Raw genomic sequence first — 18,829 nt, 5'->3', positions numbered from 1 at the left:
CGGTCGCCGTGGACCGCCAACTTGCGAGCGAGACGCCGGCTCTCCATACGGTCTAGCCTCGTAGTCATGGGAATTGACTGGGAGAACATGCTCGGTACAAGCGGCAACGGCCTCAACGATGCCTACGACAGCGCGGTCTCCGCGGTCATCTACAGCGAGGACCTGGGGGACGGCCGTCGGCCACTCCCAGTCGGCGAAGAACACGACGATACAGACGGCCTCCGTACTGACGCTGCTCGGTTCGGAGAATAACCGAGCGCCCCGCCGGAAGACCTTGGGCGCTCGTGCGTCACGCGGCTTGGACCAAGTTGGCCCGTGTCGCTCTCTCCCACTCGACCAGGAGTCGTTGGTACTCCGCCGCGCGGCTGGGGCTGTCGGGCTCCTCCATGAGCCGGCGGATGGCCGCGTTGATCCGCGCAGCGGCAGGTCGCAGCCTTCCGTGAGGCCGGGAGGGGGAGAGCATTCATAGAGGGTACGATCCCGCACCGACAACGGTCGTCGGCTTCCCGCAGTGGAGGGCTTGGCTGGCGCTCGGGTGGCTTCTCCCGGCGAAGGCGCGGCGGAGTCGGGAAGTCGACCCTTCGCGCCTTCGCCGGGAGAAGCCGTCGATCAGGTCGCGTGCGCCCTGGCGAAGCCGGTGTTCATCCTCACGGAGACGGCGGGGAGCGTGGGCGGCGTACGTCTTGTACGCCTTGTCCAGCGACGTGTCGGAGGTGAACTCGCGACGGGGCACCTTTCGCATCACGGCTTCGATCTCCGGTGAAGAGGTCCGCGCACAGCTCGTCCACCACCTTGTTCCGCAGGCGGGTCGCCTCGTCGGCTCGACGGTCGTGTTCGTCATCAACTTCCTTCGGTCATACGTGTTCGGGGGAGGACCGGCAGCAACGCCGGTGGGCTGGGGAGCTATCGGCGGATGTTCTCCTTTCCCGTCGGCTCACCCAGAGTTGGCGCGTTCGTGGTAGCGGGACGCGCGACCGCCGGGCACTGCTCGGTGCCCCGGCACGGGGAGCGTTTCATCTGCCGTGAGGGGACGTTAAGTCCGATCTTCCCTGGTTCGTGGTCGCTCGATCGTGGTACTGATGGCTGCGCGGGCCATGTAATGGGCATGTCCATGTTGAGATGCGGGTCATGGAGAGAAAGCCGTACCCCAGCGACTTATCGGACGAGCAGTGGGCGTTGATCCGTGCGACACGAAGTCGCGCATTACTGACAGCGGCCAAGATCTTTTCCCCACGTACGGCCAGCAACTCCCCACTGACGGCCCCCACTGGCGGCCAGTTAGATTCCCCACCTGCCGCGCGCCGGTCATGGAATGTCATCGCCGGGGCGGCTCGCATGCCTCCGGCAACTGGCCCCGATGGGCCTTGGGCGGCGGCCGGCCAGAGCCGCACGGAACCGGGCCCTGTGAGGCCGGCGCCCGGCCTCACAGGGCCCGCCCGACGGCGAGAGACAGGCCATCCGGGCGGAGGTCGAGCTGGAGCGGCCCAGATGCTGATCTTCGTCACTGACGGTGATATTTCTCGCGGCCAGATGACTCCCCGTCAGGTGGCCGTGGGCGGGGAAATCTAACTGGCCACCGACACCCGTGTCGGCGATGGGCGCGTACGCCTGCTTCTTTCCGGATGCCTGCCGGCCGTAGAGCCACCGCGTGCCGGTGCGGCGATTGATGCCGACGATCCAGCAGGCTTCCGTGTTACCTATCCCAAGATCCACAAGCCGAAGACATTCCTCCCGCTCACGGGCCAGAGGTTTATTCAGTTCCAGCTGCGCTTTCTGCGCCTAGCATCGACGAGGAATGACAGACAGCCAATGGCAGGAACCACTGCCAGCCAGTCGCTCTTCACGATGAGCGAGATCGCCAGAATTCCTAGAATTCCGGCAAATGCGAGTTCTCCCACAAAGGCGGCTTTCTGTACCTTTGGTTGATTTTGCTGTGACATGCTCAACATCTCCTTGTCCAGGCTGAAGGGGCGCCATAGAAGTGGGCCGCCTTCCATGCGTGCAGGCTCAGGCATTTGCCGCGGAGGGCGGCATATGAGGCAACCGTTGTGATGTACCAGACGTACAAACGCAGGTATCCGACGAGAAGCTTGAGTGGGCCTGGCATCCACTTCTCGATAACTCCGAGAAGTTGTCCGGTGGATCCCGCACCGGCAGCTGCCCATCGGGTTTCTGATTTGTTCAGATATACCCAGATGTGCATGTAGGGCGACCACCAACGCTTCCAGACGCTGTACGACCACATGCCGTTCAGGTCGAAGCAGTTGATGGGGTCTCCGTGACAGTATTCGTATGCATTGGCATTACCCCCGGGGATGGGGTCGGTTGACAGGAATCGCCCTTCGCCAGGGGAGTAGAGGCGTGTCCCCATCAGGATGAGGTCACTCGTGACCACTGTTGAACGCTGCTCTGCCCCCAGCCAGGAGTACCGGTCAACGGCTTGCTGTCCCGTGCGGGCGTTGCCGTACTCGTCCGAGTCCAGCGCGAGCGGCGCGAACGTGGTGTCGAGCGGCAACTGTAGAGCGATGTCTCCGTGAATGTTCGTCAGGTCGATGACCACGGCCCCAGTTTTTCCCGTGGTGGCACCCAGGTTTCCTTCGAGGGACTGTACGTTGCGTGTGATCACGCCACCTGTGGCGTCTTCTTCTATCCAGCGGGGATTATCCGAGTCGTCGCCGTAGTGATTGCGTTTGGCGTTGGTCTGGGTCCAAGTGCCGGAATTCTCGGTCTCGACGGTCCACGAGCGGAATCGCATTCCCGCGTCGAGCTGCCAGGTTTGCCGCTTGCCGCTTGTCGTCTGACGCTGGACGAGATCGTTGGCGTAGTAGCTGATCGCTGTGGTGCCCGGCTTGGTTACCGTCCGACCGAAAGCGTCGTACGTGTAGCCCGCGTCGACGAGTCGGTCAGCGCTGTCATACAGATGAGTTGTCGTGGTACCACCAGAGCCCGGACAGTCGGCGCCCGGGGAGCTGGCGGCAACCGTCCGCGAGGTGCGGTTGGTACGGGAATCGAAGCCGTATGTACGGCGGGTGCAAACCGTGGCGACAGTGTCGTCGACGCTGGTCAGTCGACCTACGCCGTCATAGCGATAGGTCTGGTTTGACCAGCCGGAATGAGTGCTGTTCTGGCTGTGGATGGTTGCCGTGACGCTGTCGGAGTAGACCAGGGTGGCATCGCTGTCACGGGTGTAGGTGCGCTCCGAAGTAGCTCCCGAGGTGTCCCTGGTGACCCGGAGGGTGTAGCCGCCAGGCAGCTGTTGCTCGTCGACCAATCCGTCGGCGTCGTAGGTCGCTTGGAACGCTCCAGCCACGGAGTCGTTGATCTTAGTCGGCAGGCCGCGAGGCTCGTCGGCCTGGTCATACGTGTATGTGGTCGTTGAGGGGGCGTTGTCCGTTACCTTGGCTAGCCTGTTGAGCAGGTCGTACTCAGTGGCGGTCGTTCCGGTGTCGGCATCGGCGTAGGAAATTATGCGGCCGAGCTTGTCGTAGACCCTGGTGATGACTCCGCCGCTCGGCGAGACGGTCCTGAGGGTACGACCTGAGGCCGGGTCATACTCCGTGGTCACCTCAGGGACCGCTTGGCCGATTCCGCCAGTGACAGCCACTTTGGTGGGGCGGCCCGCATTGTCGTAGGTGATCGTCGTGGTACGGGTCACGCTGTTGGCAGTGTCCGAGACTTTCGCCGGGGCTCCCCACCAGTTGTATTCGGTGGTGGACGTAGGCAGCTGCGCCGGGTTGGAGCCGCCTCCGGTGATCGCGCCCGCAGGGCCTGCGGAGCAGACTTGGTCGGCCCACTCTGGGCGGCCTTGGCAGGCTCCCGTTCCGGTCGCGGACCAGTAGGTGGTTACGCGGGTTGCGGCGTCGGTGCCGTTGGCGCCGGGCAGTCGTTGCTTGGTGATGCGGCCCTGGGCGTCGTATTCGGTGGTCTCGGTGACCGCGAGACCGCCCGGGTCCTTGCTTGTCTGGGTGGGTAGGCCCTTGGCCCAGTCGTACACGGTCTGCATTACGCGGGGCTCGCCCTGGACACCGGGGTGCTCGCGCACCTGGGCGCCTGTGGTGACCTTGGTGACCTGGTCCTTGACCTTGGCGGTGCCGTCGGTGGGGCGGCCCGCGTCGTACTCGTTGAGTGTCCAGGAACGGGCCGTCACCGAGGTACCGGCTGGGACCAGGGTCGTGGCCCCGGACTTCAGATCAGCGGTGAGGTCGATCCGACGCAGCGGGCTCAACTTCTCCAGGGCCCGCATGCCGTTTTCGTTGTAGACCGAGATGGTGGAGAGCAGGGTCGCCCGCTCGGCGGTAGAGAGTTGTGCGATGCCGAGATCGGCCTGCGCGGCCCGGTCGGCGGCGCTGACGCCGAGTGCGACGGCCCGGTTGGAGGCGGACAATTCGCTCACTGTATTGCCAAAGCGGTCGTACTCGGTGGTGACGACATGCCCGCCAGGAGTAACCGCGTTGACAGAGCGTCCGGAGACGCCCATGTAGGTGAGGTCGGCGCGCGTGTAGGACGAGGCACCGAGAGCGTCACCGGAGTGCGCAGCCGGGACGGCGTCCGCGGGGAAGACCGCGGCCGCGTCCGTAGGCGCGTCCTTCTGGCCCCATGCCTTCACATCCGCTGCGCCCATCTTGTAGGGGGCGTCAGAGCCGGTCAACGGCACGTCATAGACGACCGAGGTGAAGGCGGTGCCTTCCTCGACGTTCGAGGTGCCTTGCTTCAGACCGGCCCGGGAGGCCTTGAGTAGCATGCCGTCACCTGCGGTGGCCGCGTTGCCGGCCTTGCCGTAGATGAACGTCCAGGCCAGCTCACCGGCCGGAGTCAGGCTGGTGACGCGGCCCGCGGTGTCGTAGGCGTACTCGGTGAACAGGGATGGGGTGATCTGTGGGTTCCAGGCGCGGCGCAGTCGGCCTTGGTCGTCGTACAGGTACTGCTGCACCGACTTCGAGGTCGCCGAATTGGCACCCGGTTCGGTGGACCACAGCCGGATCTCGCTCACCTGCCCGGCGAAGTCGCCGAAGGCGGAGCCGGTGGCGGTGGTGGAGGTCGCGTAGGCGTACTCCAGGACGCGGCAGCCCTTGGTCGCCGGTGTCGCCGTGCAGGTGGCGGCGCTGACCGCGGAGGTGGGGGCGATGACCCGCTTGGGGCGGGCCAGTTTCTTGCCGTCCACAGTCACGGTCTCGGAGACAACCGTGATGGTGGAGTTGGTGAGGCCGTCCCGCAGCGTGCTGGAGACCTGCCAGCTCGCCACCGCCGGGTCGGGCTTGGTGAACTCGGTGACCGTACCCTGCGTGTCGGAGAGAGTGAATGATCCCGTGACGCTGCCGGCGAGGGACAGGGCCTCAGAACCTGGTTCTGGAATCCAGCCGGTCTTACCCGCGTTGGCGGCAAAGTGAATGGCGTCGCCGTCAGTCATCACCACGTCGACGGCGGTGTCGGAGGCCTTCTGGATGTGGCTGTAGTCCGACTCAGTCGCCTCACCGGCGGTGCCCGACACCCACTGCTTGCCGAAGATCGCCGCTTGACCCTCCTGGTTGGCGGCCTGCTGCGGGCCGCGTGAGGAAGCGGTGCGGGATACCGACAGGCCCAAGGCAGAGACGTCGGCAGCCGAGAGGCTGTAGTCACCCGTCAGCAGGTTCACCGAGCCGGGGCCTATCTCGGTGCTCGCTGCACCGCTGGCGTTGCGGTCGACGACGACGGTCAGCGGGGCAGTGCTGCCCGAGGCGGAGTTCGGGCCGGTGAAGTTGGCCTTGATCTGGATCGTGCCGTCCGGGTTGACGGTATCGGTGGTGTTCCATACCAGCGGCGCGTTCTTGCCACCGGTCATCGCCGCCGGCCAAGCGGTGAGCGGGACGCCGCCAGAGCTGACGTCGCCAGCGGGGATCTGGACCCAAGGGTCGGCTTCGGAGCGGCGCCAGGAAAACGACACGTTGTCGTACATGCCGCTGTCTGTCTCGGCGACCAACGGCAGGCGACGGGCGGTGCGCTCACCGTCGGTGGGCTGGACGAAGCCGCCGGGGCCGGCGTGGAAGGTGTAGTCGATGGCCTCGGACTTGTTGTCGGCTTTGTCGACCTGCCGCACCTGGAGCGTGTGGGTGCCGTCCTTGGGCGGGGTGACGCCGATGGGCTTGGCAGCGGTGGAGCCGGCTGTACCGACCTTGGTCCAGGTCGCCCCGTCCAAAGACCACTCGAGCCAGTTATGGTTCGTGCCGTTCGGCGTGATGGTGAACGTGCCCGTCTGACCTGCACCCTTGACCCACGAGGTGGACGGGTAGTCCGTCGAGGTGATGGCTGTCGGGGCGGACGGTGCGGTGGTGTCGACCGTGAAGGACTTCCAGGCAGACCACCCGAGGTTGTAGTGCGCCCCGTCGTAGGGCGAGGTGCGGAACTTGTAGGTCTTTCCGTTGGTCAGCACTCCACCGGGGACGGTCACCGAGGCGACCTGACCGGAGGGGACGTACGGGGAGACGATGACGTTTCCGACCTGGGTGTCGGTGACGCTGTCGAAGATCTGGAAGGTGCCGTTGACCTTGTCCCCGTTGGCGTCGACGAAGGTGTCACGTAGCGTCGGCGTCAACGTGTTCACCATGTAGGCGCCGCTGTACGAGAAGAACGGCGGTCCCGCCTCCTGCTTGGTGCCTGTGCGGGGACGGTAGTTGTAGGTAACGGTCAGCTTCGGCGGGTTGGACGCGGCGTTGGCGGAGTTGACCCGCTTCCATTGCGCCGTGACCGTTTCGCTCGTGGCCCGCAGGCCCATGTGGCCCTTGGCCGCCTTCGCGGAGGCCCATTCCTGCACCAACGTGGTCACATTGGCATTGATCCAGCCATCAGGAGCCGAGGTGCAAGCGGGGTTGCCCTTGGTCTCGGTGGACGTGGCCTTCTTGGCGGTCCACGCCGGCTGCGCGGTCCACCGCGAGGACGTGGACGCCGCCCCGGTGGACCAAACCTCCCACGGGTAGGCGACACAGTCGGTGTTGCCGGAGTGGAAGTTCCACAAGGACAGCTTGGCATCGGTCACCAGTGCGTCCGAGATCGGCGCGGTGTTCCACGAGATGAACGACCGCGCGGTGCGCCAAGTGCCGTCACCGTTCTTGGTGCCGGGGTTACCCAGGTCCAACTCGGTGTCAGTGGACCAGTCGACGGTCTCGCCTTGCTGGACATAGGTGTCGAAGACGCTCGACAGCGACGAGGTGGACGGGTCCACCGTTACCGGGTACTGGGTCTTCGGGTCAGCCAGGAACTTCGCGTCCGGGGTGACGACCAGATCGACCCCGCCCTTGGTCTTGTTGACCTTCATGGCAACCTTGGCCCGGTTGGTGTGCTCACCGGACACCTTGTCGACCGAGGCATCCCACATCACCGGGGCCGGCATGACAGCCTGCTTCTTGCTCTTCTTGTCCGTGAAGAGCAGGCTGCCGTCCTTCTGCTGCGTAACCTTCAGACCCTTGGTCCGCAGCGGCAGCGTATAGGTGTAGCCGTCGGCTTCAGGCTTCTGCTTGAGCTCGACATACTGCTCGAACCCAGTGCGGGTCGCCTCGACCACCACATCGGCGCCCGGCACGGCGTTCACATACTCGGCGCGCGTGCCCTCCAGCTTTGGTGAGGGCAGACCGCCTTTCCACTGCAGAGTGATCTGCTCATCACCCTCGCCCAGCGTCACCAGGTCCGTGGCCTTGGACGCTTGAGCGGCCTTGAGCGAAGTAGCCGGGGTACCCCTCTTGCCCGCCAGTTTCAGACCACGGGGGTGGGCCTTGGGTTCCACGCCGCCAGAGCGACTGACCAGGTCCAGGTCCACATCACGCCAGCCGCCATCAGCCGCATCGTCCTGGAACCGGACAGGGCCAGCGGTCAGCTCGGTTGTAAGCGAACCATCCTTGTTCACCCACGTCGTGGATGTCTCGGTACGCTCCGAGAGCGCCTCAACCCGCTTCCCCGACAACCGGGCCGCCACTCGGGCGGAAGGGATATCGGCTGCCTGGGTGACTGCCGAGTTCTTCGGCGCGGCAACGGTCTGAGGTGATACCGCAATCGCGGCACTCCTGCCGTCGACCAAGGTTACGGTCAAGGCCAGCGCAAGACTGCCGACTATGCACGGCAGCCCTCTCCCCGACCAAACCCATCCACGCGAACGCCGCGCGGGTCTGTGAACCTTCATAGTTCCTCTGTCTTTTCTTGCAATGCACCACACATGTGATGCATCCGTGAACATACAGAGGTGGAAAAGATCTCAAACGGCGCAACCAGGCACACGCCCCGCCGGGAGGAGGCGAAAACGGAGCGATCTTCATCAGTTCGTAACCCCAGATCCGGCGATGCCTACCCATCAGAGTGCGGTTCGCGCCGTGATGCCTGTTTCGCGATGAGGTCTGGGTGAGGTGCCCTGCTCGGTGGGCTGGTGCTCAAGGGTGGGGCTGTGTGAACAGGCCGGTCTCGGGTTCGGTGAGGATGCCGCGGGCGACCAGGCGTTTCAGCTTGGACCGGATGCCCTCGGTGTTCTTCGGCAGGATCGGCAGGTCGAGGGCCTCGCAGATGTCGCGGGCCCGCATCGGATGGCCGGTGTCGGCGAGGGTCGTGAGAATCTGCTGGTAGGCGGGGTGTTCCGGCACCTCGGCGCGGAGTGGGTCGTCGGCCGGTGCCGGTGCGGGGAGGCTGAGGAGGGTCTTGCGGGTGATCTGCAGATGCTCGCTCTCGGTTTCGAACTCGCGTAGGCGTGTGGTGAGTTCGGCGATCTGGTCCCGGAGTCGGCCAGCCTGCCCGGCGACCTCGCTCTCCCGGGCCTCGACGTGGGCCAGTACGGCCTTGAACTGGGGGATCTCGCTCACGCGTTCCTCCAGGAGGGAAGGGTGGTGCCGGTGAGGCGGCGGGCCATGACCGAGGTCATCGCCCAGAACACCCGCGAGCGGGAGGAGGCGAGCCGGTGTTCGTAGTCACGCACGAGACGGCGGTAGAACATCAGGATCCCGTTCGTCTGCTCCACGATCCACCGCTTGGCCTGCGGGACGAAGCCTTTGTCGGCCGGGTTGCGCTCGACGATCTCCACGTCGATGCCCAGGGTCTTGCCGTGGTCGACAACGCTCTTCTTGAAGCCCTGGTCGACCAGGGCTTTGCGCACGGTGTCGGTCTGCGCGGCCACGCCGTCCAGGAGGGCGATGCCGGCGGTGTTGTCGTGCGCGGACGCCGGCAGGGCGACGGCCTCGACGACGAGGCCCAGCACGTCCACGGCCAGGCATCTCTTCCTGCCCGGCACCTTCTTCGAGGCGTCCTTGCCCGTCGTACCGGCCGGGACACGGACAGCCGCGTGGATACTCTGGGTGTCCAGGACCACCAGGCTCGGGTCGGCTAATCGCTTCCGGCTCTCGCGCACCTGCACGCGCAGGAGGTCGTGAACGGTCTGGTCGGTGCCGTCCTCGCGCCAGGCGGCGAAGTAGTAGTACGTCGCGCTCTTCGGCGGCAGATCGTGCGGCAGGTACTGCCACTGACAGCCGGTGCGGTTCTGGTAGAGGATCGCGTTGACGATCTCCCGCATCGCGTATCTACCCTGGTGACCGGTGGCCGAGGGGTGCTCGGCCTTCCAGGCACTGATCACGGGCTCGACCAACTGCCACTGTTCGTCGGTGAGATCACTCGGGTACGGCTTGCGGTCACTCATCCGGCCACCCAAGCGAACCCCGAACGCCTGACCGGCAGACATGCTCCAACGTCACCCCATCGAGCGACACCAAACCCGGCATCACGGCGCGAACCGCACTCTGACAGCCACGGCCGGGCCGAAATCCATAGGATCGCGGCTCGAACCGTGCCTCCCACTCGGGTTCAAGTGCACTGAGGACCATGGCTTGAAGACAGCGGTCCAAGATCACGGGAATCCCGAGCGGCCTCCGCCGCCCGTTCGCCTTCGGTATGAACACCCTCCTGACGGGGCGGGCCTTCCACGGGGCGGCCTTGTGCTGCATCCAGTCGGCCAGTTCGGCCTTGCCCCGGGGCTGCAGTACGACCATCCCGTCGATACCCGCCGTCTTGCGGTCAGCGTTGACCTCCGTGACCCGCCGCACGCTCATGAGCGTGTTGGCGCGGGAGCGGAGCATCAACTTCTGCAGATTGCGGACCCGTTTGAGGTCCCCTGCCTGCGATGCCGTGAAGATCCTCTGCCTCAGCCGCCGTACTTCCCCCTCCGCTGCCTGCCAGTCGATCGACAGCCAGTCGGTGGGGCCGTCCTCCGGTCCGTTCACCGCAGCACGGTCGGTCACGACGGAGTCCGCCGTGGCCGTCGGTGTGGCTTTGGTGTCCAACTTGTCCTTCGGTTCGAGCGTTGATGGCCATCGGTTCCTCACAGGCCCACCTGATCCACGTCAGCACCCTTTCAGGTCCCGGGCAGTACCCGTATCCGGCCAGTTGTGCGGGACGACCGGCAAAGGCGCCGACCTTCAATCCCGGTTTCCTGCCGCCTTTCGGCTGCCAGCCTTGGCTTCTTGGATCATCCTGTGCCCGCTGGGGAGTTAGGCCTTCCTTGCGGTCGGCTTACCGGAGGTGATACCTCCGGACCCCATCGGGGTTACCACGTTCCACGCGAGCGAGATACGACCGGGGTGGGTGCCCCCTATACTCCGGGACGGCGATGCTCTCCCGGCTGACAAAGAATCCCCAACCGGCGCCTGCCGCTTCTCAGCGGCCAGTCCTGCACCCCGCTGGAACATCCCATCTGCGGGGCCAAAGATCACGAAGCATCATCAGGGGTTCAGTCGCCTTCACCCGTCCGGTCTTCTCCTTGCCTGTGGTCTGCGGATGGAACGCAGGCCCTTGGGCTTCTCCCCCGAGCTTCGCACCGCGCCGTTACCGGCACCGCACGTCGGGGTGGGGACTGGCCCTGAGCACTGGCCAGGAATACGCTGCCGACGTCAGCCGTCGGGCCTCTGACCAGCGCATTCACTCATCTCGTGCAGCATCGTGTCGCACCTCTTTCTTCTTGGTGTCCACGCTGATCACCGGGTCACCCGCCTTCAGGAAGTCGGCCACCGTGGCGTTGAGGTGCCCGAACTGGGCGTCCCGGTCCGGGTGGTGGCTGCCGGCCAGCACCCGCGTGTTGCCGCGCAGGCTGAACCCGGCCGCCTTCAGCAGGGCGGCGACGGTGTCGCGGCCCGCCTTCCTGCCTTGGGCGGCGAGTTCGTCCGCAAGGCGGCGCAGCGACTTCGTCGTCCACGTCAGCGGCTTCATCGGATCGCCCTGCGTGTTGTCCTCGACCAGCTCCAGCAGGGCAGCCACCAGTCCCGGGTCCTTCTTCGCCAGGGCCGGTCGGCCAGCCCCCGGACGCCGTACCCGCCCGTCCGGCTCCGCGTCGGCGTCGAGTTCGGCCAGGCCGCGGCTGACACAGCCCTTCGAGACACCCGCGGCTCGCGCCACCGCGGCGATCCCGCCATGCCCCAGCTGCCGGGCCTCCGCGCCGTACAGGATCCGGTGCTGCCGCTCGTTCAAATGCGGCGTCACCGCCTCGAACTTCGCCCGTAACGACTCCATCGAGCCATCAAAACGCCCCATACAACATCAACGAGCCCAACTACCGCAAGCAACCCACTAATTCATCGACGGCCCCAATTCGGTGGATGTGTGCTCCCCACACCGGGGGTGGTGCTCTACCCGAGGGCCTGGGCGAGGGCCTGGGCCGTGTCGGCAGCCGGCCCGCCGGGCAGAAACTAGTCGGCCCCTTCCTGTCGGCCTTCGATCGCACGCTGGCGCTCAGCCATCTCGCGCAGCTCGTCCGTGGACACGGGGGTGACGCCGTGGAGGCTGTGCACGGTGAAGCTGGCCAGAGTCCATCTGATCTCCTTGTCGCCGACATGGACGTGCTGGAGATCGTCCGGCCGAGGGCCAGGGTTGGGCAGGGGGGTGAGAGTCACCGGGTCGAAGACCACACCAGCGACGCCCCACAGCGGGCTGTACTCAACGAGCGCGGCGACATGGCTGCGGCGGAGGGGCGGGCAGGTGTCGATCGATTCGACCGCGCAGACCGAATGCAGCGGAGGCGCCGTCGTGGTCTCGCCTTCGGCGATGGGAGTGTCGGCGCCAAGCAGGTAGAGAGTGCGATCGTCAGCTCCGTAGCTGAGCACCGTTTCGCCGCACACCGCACACAGGTCATACCGCATCGCGCGCTTCTGCCGGTGCGTGTTGATCCGTCGGAAGTCCGGCCTCGCCCCTGCCCCGGGCGAGGCCGGAACGCACCCACAGCGCCCCGTAGCGGCGGTCTGTCACCGGCACTTCAGGGAGACGGACTCGCTGGTCCACGCCGTGACGTAAGGGACACGCTTCCCCCTCCAGAAATGCTGTCTCACAGGTCCACCGGTCCCGGGGCGAGTACGGCACGCACGGTCTTGCCTGTACCTTCGTGCGGCACGAACCGGGTGACCTGGGCGCCGAGGAAGGCGACTTGCCATAGGCCCCGCCCCTTCTCGCCGCGTACGGCGGCCTCGAAGTCGCGGAAGACCGGGTTCAGGTCGGACACGTCAATGAGCAACGCCCCGGCTTCGTCAATCGCAGCGGACAAGGTGAGCATTCGATCGGAGAGGGGGACGTCTTCAGGTATGCCGTGCTTCACACCGTTGTCCACGAGCCGGCTGACTGCCTCGACGGCTCGGAGGATGTCTCCGTGCCAGCCGAGGATGGTGACCATCCGTCGAGTCCACGTTCGACTCAAGGGCAGCGCCCGCGGGTCGCCGGGGAGCTGGGTGGTGAAACTGCGGACGATGGGCGCGCCCGGCATCGTCATCGCTGCCGAGCACAGTTGTTGGTCCTCGGGGGGAAGCGGTGCGTCGTGCGGTCGAATCTCGGCGATCATCGGGTGTTCTCCGGGTACTCGGCCGTCAGGGGGTGGGACGTCGGCTGGCGTCTGGTGCGGGTGGCGGCTCGGTCAGGGAGTCCGGCTTCTTCACGGCGCCGATCTCGACCAACAGATCCAGCAGCTCATTCACAGCCCAGCCCATACGCCGCAGGAGTGCGAGAGCCGGCCCGTAGTCGCCCGGCATCTCTTCCTCGCGCACCCCGCAGGCCCTGTGGATGCGCGAGAAGGCGCGTTCGTCCCGCCGCTCGGCCTCGCCGTTGAGGGCGATGCTCACGAGCTGCATGAGGTGGCCACGGAGCCGCTGCCCCAGTTCCTCGATCTCTTCCTCGGCTGGGGGGACGGAGTCGAGGGCGTCCGCCACGTCGTCCAGCCAGGCGTCCCCGTCGTACGGGCTCCAGGCACGTATCTTCGCCAGGGCCTCTTCCACAGCCGCCCGGTTGGCCGGCTGGGCTGGACCTACGGGGTGGGTCCACCGGGGCACGTCGTCGCTGGAACGGTTGGTGAGGGCGGGCGTGGTCATCGTCCTTCCCCCAGGCAGAGAAGGCACCACACAATCGTACGGTCTTCAGTGACTCCCCACGAGCCACCGTTCTCCCGCACCAGGCAGTCAACGACGTGGAGGCCGCGCCCGGATTCGGCTCCCTCCTCGACCGGCTTCGGTTCCGGGAAGTCGGGCATGCCGTCGGCGATGGCGAGGCGCAGAAACCCGTCGTCGCGAACCACGATGCTGATGCCGATCTGGCTCGTGCCGCTGTGGATTACGGCGTTGGTGAGTAGTTCGGAGATGATGACCGTGACGTCATCGATCATCTCTTCGAGGCCGCAGAATCGGAGTCGCGCGGCGGTGATCCGGCGCATGCTTCCAACCCGGCACGCGTCGGCGCGGCTGGGCTGCTTGCCGCCGCGGCGGGGATCGACCTCGATGCGTTCGGCCATCACGTCCCGGCCGCGTTGGGGGATCGTGCCAGGCGTCTGTACGGCGGTCGTCGTCATCACGTCCTCTGGAGGCAGGAGGGAGCGAGCTGAAAGGCCTTGCCGCGCCGCCTGCTAGCTCACGTGTAGTCAGGTAACCGCCGTACTGGCGCTGTTGTGCATGCCGTATGGACTGGGAGTTGGCCGCAACCACCCTGCCGTTTTGACCGTCCCTTTACTCTCCACGGCGGAGTCGGCCCATAACGTTCTGTCACGCCGGGAACACGGAACGACTTGCTCGCAGCGTGGTTGCACGAACATCAGGTGAAGGTGGGAGAGCTAACTTCCCTGGTCAACACGGAGATCAGCAAGCTGACGGGCCGGTACGGCACAGTCCACGACAGGCACATCCGCAAGCTGCTCAGTGGCGAACACAGGTCGCCCAACGCCTTGCTGAGAACGGCGCTGGAGAAGGTCACGGGCCTTCCAAGTGCAGAGTTAGGCTTCACTCCTCGGGGGAGCATGAAGGCAAACAACCCCTCTCCAGCACCCGAGGATGACCCGTTGTATCGCCGCGCCTTGCTTGCCGCAGCCACCGCCGCTGGTGTCTCACTTGCCACGCCGCCCCTTGGAGGGCAACGGCCTCGCCGCCTCAGCTCCAACGACGTCGAGGCGTTGAAGGCTGAACTCGTCGCCTGGACCACCGCTGAAAGCACATACGGTGGCACCCCGGAACTGGAGAAGCGTGCTGAAGGCATCACCGACAAGGTGATCCGTCTCCAGCAAGAAAACAGCGCGTCCGCGCGGATCCGCTCCGATATGTACACGGTCGCTGCTGCTTTCTCCAACAGTGCCATGTGGGCCGCCATCGACGGCCAGCGCTTTGAACCAGCCGAGTACCACCTGGACAGAACCATCCGCCTCGCTGGTCTGTCCGGCGACCCTGCCACCGAGTTTCGCGTGTGGGGCCACGCCAGCATTCTCTTCCGGCATCTCAACCGCCCTACCGACGCTTTGGCCGCGGCCGAGAGGGCTCAGGCGTCCGCCATCACACGGCGCGACCCGTTGTTCTCCTCGCTGGCGATGTCTCGCCTGGCGGTCAATCACGCCGCGCTCGGCGACGACAGAAGCACCATGCGCTATTTGGAGCTGTCCCAGAAGGCCCTGGATCGTGCCGACCTGAACAAGCTCCGCCCGTCCTGGGTCGGCTTCTACGATCAAGCCGAGCTCGACCACCTGGCGATGGTCGCCTGCGTACGCCTGGGTCAGTGGCCTGACGCCGAACGGCACGCGCACCGCAGCCTCGCGTATATGCGTCCGGACCTCAAACGCAACAGCGCACTCGTGCACGCGCATCGCCATTGCGCAACTTGGCCAGAGGGACCTGGAACAGGCGATCGGCACCGCCCAGAGCATCCCCGAGGGCATGCTGAGGCACGCACGCGTCCGTGGTCTCCTGGACGGCTTCACCAAGCAGGTCATCACCCTGGCCCCCCATAATTCCGAGGTCCGCGACTGGCGGGCCCGCTACCGAACGGTGGTCGCATGACTAACGCTGGCTCCCTGACACTGCTCCGCACGAGCGACGTGGAGAAGTACCGACAGGTCTTCCTCAACGTTCACGTCGAAGTCCGAACGCAGTTCGGCTTGATGGAGAGCCCGTTCAACGCCGTGGAACGGTTCGACGAACGACTGACCAGCTATGCCTCGCGGGAGGGATGGGAAGCCATCATCGCCTTCAACGGTGAGGAGCCGACCGGCTACATCTTCGGGGGGCCACTCGCCGCCGGATCACGATGGTGGTCGAGCATGCGGCAGCCGCAACCGGACGACTTCACCCGGGAAACCGGCAGCCGCACGTTCGCTGTACAGGAAGTTCTCGTCCGTAATGGGTATCGCGGCACTGCGGGAGCAGGAGCCTCCCGTACACTGCACGAGCACCTCCTCGCCGAGCGCAACGAGGAGCGCGCCACGCTCCTGGTCGACCCCAGCCGCTCCGATGGACGGCTGAAAGCGGTGTACGAGTCCTGGGGGTATCGGGACATCGGCGAGCAACAACCCTTCGCCGACTCGCCCGTTTTCGCCACGATGCTGCGTGATCCACTTCGCCAGTAGTCGGGACAGCCAGTCGGCGCTCTCATCAGTGTTCGCCTGTTGTGCGGTCAGCCGAGATACGACCGAAAGGGATAGCGAGGCCGCGTGAGGGCTGTTCGTAAGAGGATCCCCCCAACGAACAGAAGCCGCTCGCACCGCCGCCGGGGACACGGGCCGGGGGTCACTTTCCGGCGGCGGTGCGAGCCTTTCGCTGCGGCGGATTGCGCGCGAGCCGGGAACCCGGTCTGCGCGATCCGCCCGCCGGGGTTCTTCGCGCCGGCGGACTGCACCCGGGAGGCCGCCTGGGCCCCGGTTCCCGTGCGGGAGGTCAGTGAGGGGTGTGGCAGTTGGGATCGGTGCAGGCCCTGGCCAGGGCGAGGGTGCGGTCCTGGGGCGGGGAGTCCAGCCACTCGGCGCGCATCGCCTGGAGGCGGTCCAGGTCGGTGGACAGCTCGGGCACCTGGGTGCGCAGTTCGTCGGTCCACTGCCGGGTGAGGGCCTGCCCGTTGACGTACAGCTCCCCGTCCCGGCCGCCGACGGCGAACAGCACGCCGCCGCGCGGGGCCGGGATCACCATCGCGCCGACCGGCTCGGCGACCTTGCCCTGGCGCACCAGCACCGCGGTGGCTGCCTGCGCCTGGGCCAGGGCTTCCTCGTCCAGCGTCGGCATCGGATCGGGCCCGTGCGGCGGAGCGAGCGGCATCACGCCGTCCTCGGGCGCCCCCGCAAGACCACGTCCGGCGAGCTGGTTGTTCTCGTAGAAGGTGACCATCGGCGCCAGCAGCGGCATCTGCTCCCGCAGGCGCTCGGCCACCGAGGGGGTCAGCCGCTCCCCGTTGACCAGCACCTGCCCGCTACGGCCCTCCGCCACGGACAGCACCCCGCCATCAGGGGTGAAGTGGTACTTCGTCTCCGCCCCGTCCGTCATCAGCCCGGCGTCGATCGCCCGGTCCCAGGCCGCCGCGACCCGGACGAACTCCGCCCGGAAGATCGGCGGCACCCCGTCCAGGCCGAGGCCGTCCTTGCGCCGGCGCTTGTCCCGCCGGGCCTGCTTGGCGCGCTTGGCGTCCCGTCCCACCGCTGTCCTCCTTCTTCACGGACCCCGCCACCGGACAACGACCAGGCACGTAAGGGGTAGCGCGCTCTCGCCCGGACAGCCGGACGCGCGCGGCCCTCCGGCCAACGGCGTGCGCCGCACGTCTTGCAGCCCTGCCGGGCGGGGGAGAGCTTCTCCTTGCTCGCCGTGGTCATCGAATCGGCCGTCCGTCCCGCTCGCGTTCGAGCTTCAGTTGCTTCCTGGTCGCCTCACGGGCCTTGTCTCGGAAGTAGATCGCTTCCTTGTGCGTGATCGGCGCGTCGTGGAGGTTGTGCGAGCCCCGTAGGAAGTTCTCCGTACGGTCGGCGATGGAGTACGCCAGCGCCTGCTCAACTACCGCGCCGGTCTGGCGCACTTCGCCCAGCTCGTCGCGCAGCTTGCGCAGCAACCCGTCCCGCTCGCGTTCAGCGGCCTCGATGTTCGCCAGGCGTGCCACCATGCTGCCCAGCAGCGGGTCGCGGGAGCGGAACAGCTCGACAGCGCGTTCGGTGGCAGGATCGGCATCAAGGTGCAGGTCGAGCTGAGCCAGCAGGAACGCCGTCACCAGCGTGCCCTGGCTCAGCCGCTGGCTGAACTCCCGAGCAGAGCTGTCGCTCACGCCCAGCTCACGGACCGCGGCCGCTCGCAACTGCTCCCGCAGCGCGTTCATGATGCTCTCGGGCAGCGCCTTGATGTGCGGCTGGCTCTGCACGCCGGCGAGCCGGAAGCCGGACTGGGGGAGCGTGGCGGTCTCGGCTGAACTGCTCGAACCACCCTTCGAGGCCGCGCTCTGGGCGGCGTCCTGATGGTCGGTGAACTTCAGCGATCCGGATGTGGCGCGTTCGGGTTCACCCGGTGCGGAGACGACACGGTGAGCAGCCACTTCGGCCGCGGCGGCGTCCTTGACGGCCGGCTGTGTCCCAGGGGCCGGAACGGAATCAGTCGCAGGGCCCGCTGGCGGACCTCCCGAGGGCACCCGATCGGCGGGGTTCTGCCCTCCGCCGACACCACGCTGATGGGGTTCGCCGGCCCGCTCGGAGTCGCCGGAGTCGGGCTCGCGGTCCGGTTCCAGGCTCGGGCGATCCGCTTCGGCTTCCACGTCGAGATCAGCCTGCGGACCTTCAACCTCGAGTTGAGAGTCGACGTCGCCGGCCTCATCGAACTGCATATCCGGCTCGGGCGTTGCCGCCTCGGGCTCAGGCTGTGCTGTCTGGGTTTGGACACGCTTGAGCTCCTCGCTCCCGCCGCGCCTGTAGGCGTCAAGGAAGGACGTGTCCACCTCCATCACCTCGTCGGTGGGCGTGGTCGCCTCCAGCATCTCTGCGAAATCCCGGCTCATACGAGCTCACCGTCCTCGTCGTCCAAGAGGTAGTTGTCGCCGCGGGTGAGCCCGATCAGCGAGTCGAAGCCCATGGTGACGACACGTTCGAGGTTCGCCGAGTTCTTCGCCAGTGCCGCGACCTGGTCGACGAGTTCGTTGAGCCGCGCGATCTCCAGGGTCGGCAGGTCGTAGTCGAGGTTCTCGCGCTGGATCTTCTCGGCCACCGCCTCGGCCACGTACTCGTTCAGCGAGGAGAACCCGCGCTTGTCGGCCCAGTACTCCGCCCGCTGCTTGGTGTCCGGGGCCAGCCGGATGAACATGCCCTGGCGGCCACTGTTTTTTTGCGTTGCGCCCTTCCTCGTGTCGCGCACCGGCTGGGCCTTTTTCTTCGGCTCCTGTTGGCTGGTCATGCGCGACTTCTCCTTGCTGTGGTCGACCCATTCAATGGGGCGCTTTGACATCGCCACTCAGTAAGCCACCTGTGCTCTTTTCACAGGCATCCGAATGTCTGTGGAGTTGCTGACGTGCGCAGTCGCCCCCGGAGATTCATTGCTGTAGCAGGCGACCCTGCCAGGGTGGGGTGCGCTGAACGGGGTCACCTGTTGCA

15 protein-coding genes and 1 pseudogene are annotated in these 18,829 nt (G+C 66.3%); 3 read left to right on the top strand and 13 right to left on the bottom strand.

What is annotated here, in order from left to right:
• The first annotated feature begins 66 nt into the window (after positions 1-66).
• Complete coding sequence (locus tag V1460_RS25705) at positions 67-252, top strand: hypothetical protein (protein WP_338675989.1); 186 nt, start codon at positions 67-69, stop codon at positions 250-252.
• 1,502 nt (positions 253-1,754) lie between these two features.
• Here V1460_RS25705 and V1460_RS25700 read toward each other — a convergent pair.
• The 10 genes and pseudogenes from V1460_RS25700 to V1460_RS25655 form a co-directional block, all read right to left on the bottom strand.
• Complete coding sequence (locus V1460_RS25700; RefSeq protein WP_338675988.1) at positions 1,755-1,940, bottom strand: hypothetical protein; 186 nt, start codon at positions 1,938-1,940, stop codon at positions 1,755-1,757.
• 2 nt (positions 1,941-1,942) lie between these two features.
• Entirely contained in the window at positions 1,943-8,056 is a 6,114-nt protein-coding gene (locus V1460_RS25695; protein WP_407077526.1) for an RHS repeat-associated core domain-containing protein, read from the bottom strand.
• Between the two features lie 334 nt (positions 8,057-8,390).
• Positions 8,391-8,813: a hypothetical protein gene (locus V1460_RS25690; protein ID WP_338675987.1), complete on the bottom strand. Its 423-nt coding sequence runs from the start codon at positions 8,811-8,813 to the stop codon at positions 8,391-8,393.
• Entirely contained in the window at positions 8,810-9,640 is an 831-nt protein-coding gene (locus V1460_RS25685) for an IS5 family transposase (RefSeq protein ID WP_338675986.1), read from the bottom strand. The genes V1460_RS25690 and V1460_RS25685 overlap by 4 nt, the downstream gene beginning before the upstream one ends.
• Positions 9,633-10,280, bottom strand: a complete 648-nt coding sequence (locus V1460_RS25680) for a reverse transcriptase N-terminal domain-containing protein (protein WP_338675985.1) — start codon at positions 10,278-10,280, stop codon at positions 9,633-9,635. The genes V1460_RS25685 and V1460_RS25680 overlap by 8 nt, the downstream gene beginning before the upstream one ends.
• Positions 10,281-10,944: 664 nt before the next feature.
• Positions 10,945-11,502, bottom strand: a pseudogene (locus tag V1460_RS25675) (ISAzo13 family transposase); the annotation flags it as partial.
• Positions 11,503-11,678: 176 nt separating this feature from the next.
• Complete coding sequence (locus V1460_RS25670; protein WP_338675984.1) at positions 11,679-12,128, bottom strand: hypothetical protein; 450 nt, start codon at positions 12,126-12,128, stop codon at positions 11,679-11,681.
• 182 nt (positions 12,129-12,310) lie between these two features.
• Complete coding sequence (locus tag V1460_RS25665) at positions 12,311-12,817, bottom strand: ATP-binding protein (RefSeq protein WP_338675983.1); 507 nt, start codon at positions 12,815-12,817, stop codon at positions 12,311-12,313.
• Between the two features lie 25 nt (positions 12,818-12,842).
• Positions 12,843-13,340 (bottom strand): DUF6415 family natural product biosynthesis protein, encoded by a 498-nt coding sequence (locus V1460_RS25660; protein ID WP_338675982.1) that lies wholly within the window; start codon positions 13,338-13,340, stop codon positions 12,843-12,845.
• A complete protein-coding gene (locus V1460_RS25655) occupies positions 13,337-13,813 on the bottom strand; it encodes an ATP-binding protein (protein ID WP_338675981.1) in 477 nt (158 codons plus the stop codon). Before V1460_RS25655 ends, V1460_RS25660 begins: the two co-directional genes overlap by 4 nt.
• Positions 13,814-14,026: 213 nt before the next feature.
• On the opposite strand from V1460_RS25655, the gene V1460_RS25650 reads away from it, so the two are divergent.
• Together V1460_RS25650 and V1460_RS25645 are read left to right on the top strand one after the other, a co-directional pair.
• Positions 14,027-15,232, top strand: a complete 1,206-nt coding sequence (locus tag V1460_RS25650; RefSeq protein WP_338675980.1) for a Tat pathway signal protein — start codon at positions 14,027-14,029, stop codon at positions 15,230-15,232.
• A 45-nt stretch (positions 15,233-15,277) separates the two neighbouring features.
• Complete coding sequence (locus V1460_RS25645) at positions 15,278-15,847, top strand: N-acetyltransferase (protein ID WP_338675979.1); 570 nt, start codon at positions 15,278-15,280, stop codon at positions 15,845-15,847.
• A 307-nt stretch (positions 15,848-16,154) separates the two neighbouring features.
• Here V1460_RS25645 and V1460_RS25640 read toward each other — a convergent pair whose 3' ends face one another.
• From V1460_RS25640 to V1460_RS25630, 3 genes are all read right to left on the bottom strand, one after another.
• Positions 16,155-16,904, bottom strand: coding sequence for a hypothetical protein (locus tag V1460_RS25640; protein ID WP_338675978.1), 750 nt, complete (start codon positions 16,902-16,904; stop codon positions 16,155-16,157).
• Positions 16,905-17,073: 169 nt separating this feature from the next.
• Positions 17,074-18,240: a hypothetical protein gene (locus tag V1460_RS25635; protein WP_338675977.1), complete on the bottom strand. Its 1,167-nt coding sequence runs from the start codon at positions 18,238-18,240 to the stop codon at positions 17,074-17,076.
• Positions 18,237-18,632, bottom strand: coding sequence for a hypothetical protein (locus V1460_RS25630; protein WP_338675976.1), 396 nt, complete (start codon positions 18,630-18,632; stop codon positions 18,237-18,239). The genes V1460_RS25635 and V1460_RS25630 overlap by 4 nt, the downstream gene beginning before the upstream one ends.
• Positions 18,633-18,829: the final 197 nt, after the last annotated feature.

This window comes from Streptomyces sp. SCSIO 30461 (genome assembly GCF_037023745.1).
Taxonomy (GTDB): domain Bacteria; phylum Actinomycetota; class Actinomycetes; order Streptomycetales; family Streptomycetaceae; genus Streptomyces.
Note: the sequence above shows the minus strand (reverse complement) of the source record. Positions and strands in the feature narration are given on the sequence as shown.